At 69.9% G+C, this 4,226-nt stretch carries 5 protein-coding genes and 1 pseudogene; all 6 read left to right on the plus strand.

Going from position 1 to position 4,226, the window contains the following annotated elements; genetic code table 11:
• The coding region (gene aroC / locus I5I_RS07105) for a chorismate synthase (RefSeq protein ID WP_036318128.1) at positions 1–1,141 on the plus strand (1,141 nt) is incomplete at its 5' end.
• Entirely contained in the window at positions 1,138–1,677 is a 540-nt protein-coding gene (locus I5I_RS07110) for a shikimate kinase (protein WP_036318121.1), read from the plus strand. The genes aroC and I5I_RS07110, both read left to right, overlap by 4 nt.
• Positions 1,674–2,756: a 3-dehydroquinate synthase gene (gene aroB / locus I5I_RS07115; protein WP_036318122.1), complete on the plus strand. Its 1,083-nt coding sequence runs from the start codon at positions 1,674–1,676 to the stop codon at positions 2,754–2,756. Before I5I_RS07110 ends, aroB begins: the two co-directional genes overlap by 4 nt.
• Positions 2,753–3,295 (plus strand): GNAT family N-acetyltransferase, encoded by a 543-nt coding sequence (locus I5I_RS07120; RefSeq protein ID WP_036318124.1) that lies wholly within the window; start codon positions 2,753–2,755, stop codon positions 3,293–3,295. The genes aroB and I5I_RS07120 overlap by 4 nt, the downstream gene beginning before the upstream one ends.
• A complete protein-coding gene (gene aroQ / locus I5I_RS07125) occupies positions 3,292–3,750 on the plus strand; it encodes a type II 3-dehydroquinate dehydratase (RefSeq protein ID WP_036318126.1) in 459 nt (152 codons plus the stop codon). The genes I5I_RS07120 and aroQ overlap by 4 nt, the downstream gene beginning before the upstream one ends.
• A gap of 96 nt (positions 3,751–3,846) precedes the next feature.
• Positions 3,847–4,226, plus strand: a pseudogene (locus I5I_RS07130) (elongation factor P); the annotation flags it as partial.

Below are 4,226 nucleotides of genomic sequence, written 5' to 3' on the forward strand. Positions count from 1 at the left end.
GAGCTCGGACCGGGGATCCTCTAGAGTCCAAGCCGATCTCGCGCGTCGCAAGCTCGGCTACGGCCGCGGCTCGCGGATGAAGTTCGAAGAGGACGAACTGACCATCTCCGCCGGCGTCCGGCATGGGCTCAGCATGGGAAGCCCGATCGCGCTGCGCATCGGCAACACCGAGTGGCCCAAGTGGACCGAGGTCATGAGCGCCGAACCGGTCGAGATGACCGAGATGTCGCGCGGGCGCGGTGCTGCCCTCACCCGACCCCGCCCGGGCCACGCCGACCTGGTGGGTATGCAGAAGTACGGCTTCGACGAGGCCCGTCCGATTCTCGAGCGTGCGAGTGCCCGCGAGACGGCGGCGCGTGTGGCTCTGGGTGCGATCGCCCGCTCGTTCCTCGGTGAGCTCGGCATCCGCCTCGTCAGCCACACGCTGTCGATCGGCCCCGTTCACGTGCCCGCAGGCGCTGCCCTTCCGACTCCGGACGACGTCGCCGCGCTCGACGCCGATCCGCTGCGGTGCTTCGATCCCGCGACGTCTGCGGCCATGGTCGCCGAGGTGGATGCCGCGAAGAAGGACGGCGACACCCTGGGCGGCATCGTCGAGGTCCTCGCCTACGGCCTTCCGCCCGGCCTGGGCTCCCATGTGCAGTGGGACCGCCGCCTCGACGGCAAGCTGGCACAGGCACTGATGAGCATCCAGGCCATCAAGGGCGTGGAGGTCGGCGACGGCTTCGAGACCACACGCCGACGGGGTTCGGCGGCTCACGACGAGCTGTTCGCGGCATCCGAGGGCATCACGCGCTCCTCCGACAAGGCCGGCGGCACCGAGGGTGGAATGTCCACCGGGACGGTGCTGCGCGTGCGCGCCGGCATGAAGCCGATCGCGACCGTGCCGCACGCGCTTCGGACCATCGACGTCACGACGGGCGAGGCCGCCACCGCGCACCATCAGCGCTCCGACGTCTGCGCCGTGCCCGCCGCGGGCGTGGTGGCCGAGGCCATGGTCGCGATCGTGCTCGCCGAAGCGGTGCTGGAGAAGTTCGGCGGCGACAGCGTCGCCGAGACGGCTCGTAATCTCCGCAGCTACCTCTCCGCGATCCCCGAGACCCTGCAGACGGCCTCGGACAGCGACGACGCCCTCGGATGACGAGCCCTGCGATCGTCCTCATCGGCCCGATGGGGGCGGGGAAGACGAGCGTCGGCAAGCGCGTGGCCAAACGCCTCGGCCTGCCGTTCACCGACAGCGACGCCGTGATCGTTCGTGAGCACGGCCCGATCGAGACCATCTTCGCCACCCACGGCGAGGAGCACTTCCGCGAGCTGGAGCGCCGGGCCGTGGCCGGTGCTCTGCAGGCGGGCGGCATCGTCGCACTCGGCGGGGGAGCGGTGCTGCACCCCGGCACTCAAACCGCGCTCGCCGGTCACCGCGTCGTGCTGCTGACCGTCGCGCCGCACAATGTCGCGGCTCGCATCCGCGGCGGCGCGCGCCCCCTGCTGCAGGAGGGCGACGCCGTGGAGCGCTGGCACGAGATCTACGCTGCGCGCCGCCCCCTCTACGAACGGCTCGCACACGTGAGCTTCGACACGTCCGCCGGTCCTCTGCAAGACACGGTCGATGCCCTCGCGGCGTGGATCGAGGCGGAGCTGCCCAGTGACGATCAGGCGCGAGGAGCACAGGAATGACCGACACCACCGTCATCGGCGTCGCCGGGGACCAGCCCTACGACATCACGATCGGACGAGGCATCCTCGGCATGGTCGGCGACGCTCTGCCTCCCGCCGCACAGAAGGTTCTCATCGTGCACCCGCCGACACTGTCCGCGCAGGCGACCGAGCTGCGCGAGCTGCTGCTCGGGTCGGGGGATCGCCAGGTTCTGCTCGCCGAGGTTCCGGATGCCGAGCAGGGCAAGCGCGTCGAGGTGGCGGCCTTCTGCTGGCAGGTCATGGGCCAGGCCGACTTCACGCGCACCGACGCCGTCGTCGGGTTCGGCGGCGGAGCCGTGACCGACCTGGCGGGCTTCGTCGCGGCGACCTGGCTGCGCGGCGTCGCGGTGGTGCAGGTGCCCACGACGGTGCTCGGCATGGTCGATGCCGCCGTCGGCGGCAAGACCGGCATCAACACGGCGGAGGGCAAGAACCTCGTCGGCGCGTTCTGGCCGCCTCGCGCGGTGATCTGCGACCTCGCTCTGCTCGACACCCTCAGCCGCAACGAGCGGGTGGCCGGGTTCGCCGAAGTCGTCAAGGCCGGCTTCATCTGGTATCCGGAGATCCTCGACATCATCGAGACCGATCCCGATGCCGCCGTCGACCCGCAGTCCCCGGCATTCCGCCGTTGCATCGAGTTGGCCATCGACATGAAGGCGCGCGTCGTCGGCGAGGACCTCCGCGAAGCCGGGCTACGCGAAGTGCTGAACTATGGACACACGCTCGGCCATGCGATCGAGCACGCCGAGCGGTATCAGTGGCGCCACGGCGCAGCGATCTCGATCGGCATGCTCTTCGCCGCGGAGCTGTCGCGGCTCGCCGGCCGCCTGTCCGACGACGCGGCCGTGCGACACCGCCGCATCCTCGAACTGCTCGGACTGCCGAGGTCGTACCGCGCGGGCGCGTGGAAGCAGCTGCTGGCCACCATGCAGCGCGACAAGAAGACGCGCGGTGCGATGCTGCGCTTCATCGTCCTCGACGACATCGCGAAGCCGACCGTTCTGCAGGCCCCGGACGAGTCCCTCCTGTTCGCGGCCTATCAAGAGGTCGCCGAGTGAGGGAGCCGGTCGTCCGGCGTGTGCGGGCCGCGGAGTGGCGGGAGATCCGCGACCTCCGCATCGAGGCCGTCGGCGATCCGGCGGCATCCATCGCTTTCCTGTCCACCGTCGAACAGGAGCGTGCGCACGACGAGGCGTTCTGGCGCGAGCGCGGCGCGGGCGCGTCGCTGTCCGACGAGGCCGCTCAGTTCATCGCCGACGACGACGGGCGGTGGGTCGGCACGGTGACCGTCCTCCTCCGGGCGGCGGGCACCGCCGATCATCTGGGTCGCCCCGTGACCGAGGCGGGCGCAGACATCGTGGGCGTCTACGTGGCGCCGTCGCAGCGCGGCACGGGACTGCTCGGGCGCCTCATCGATGTGGCCGGGGCGTGGGCCCGGGATCGTGGGGCCGACGAGCTCACGCTCGATGTGCACGCCGAGAACCACCGCGCCCAGGGCGCCTATCGCAAAGTCGGCTTCGTCGCGACGGGGGAGAGGCTCACGAGCGTCATCGGTCCCGAGCTCGTGATGGTGCGCGCCGGTAGGGTGAGCGCGTGACGACCCCTCGACGCCTCCTGCTGGTGAACGGCCCCAACCTCAACCTGCTCGGCATCCGCGAGCCCGACGTCTACGGGCACGACACCCTCGCCGACGTGGAGCGGATCGTCCAGGATGCCGCGGCTGCGCGCGGCTTCGACGTCGAGGCGGTCCAGAGCAATCACGAGGGTGTGCTGATCGACGCGATCCACGAGGCGCGCACCACCTGCGCCGGGATCGTGATCAACCCGGGAGGTCTCACCCACACCTCCGTCGTGCTCCGCGATGCGCTGTCGGGGGTGTCGCTGCCGGTGGCCGAAGTGCACATCTCCAACGTGTACGAGCGTGAGAGCTTCCGCCACCACTCGTACGTGGCGGACGTCGCCGTCGTGCACGTGATCGGCGAGGGCGTCGCCGGCTACGCACGTGCCACGGCGCTGCTGATCGATGTCATCGTCGGCGCCGCCGAAGGCTGAGCCCCGGACGCCCGCGCGGCCGTGGGCTAAGATCGACTGTCGGCCGCGCGCCACCGCGTGCGCCCCCTCGAACTCACGAACGGAAACTCCACACTCATGGCATCGACCGCAGACATCAAGAACGGCGTCGTCCTCAGCATCGACGGACAGCTCTGGAGCGTCGTGGAGTTCCAGCACGTCAAGCCCGGCAAGGGCGGTGCGTTCGTGCGCACCAAGCTGAAGAACGTCATGACCGGCAAGGTTGTCGACAAGACGTTCAACGCGGGCGCCAAGGTCGAGATCGAGAACGTCGACCGCCGTGACTTCACCTACCTCTACAACGACGGCGAGGGCTTCGTCTTCATGGACGTGGCCGACTACGACCAGATCACGGTCGGCGCCCGCACGGTCGGCGATGCCGCGAACTTCCTGCTNGGAGAACAGCAAGTGCAGATCGCCCTCAACACGGCAACCCGCTCTACATCGAGCTGCCGGCC

It is taken from the genome of Microbacterium sp. B24 (genome assembly GCF_000333415.1).
Classification (GTDB): Bacteria; Actinomycetota; Actinomycetes; order Actinomycetales; family Microbacteriaceae; genus Microbacterium.

Coding starts and splice junctions, on each gene's coding strand:
- I5I_RS07110 (WP_036318121.1), top strand. CDS start 1,138: ATGACGAGCCCTGCGATCGTCCTCATCGGCCCGATGGGGGCGGGGAAG.
- aroB (WP_036318122.1), top strand. CDS start 1,674: ATGACCGACACCACCGTCATCGGCGTCGCCGGGGACCAGCCCTACGAC.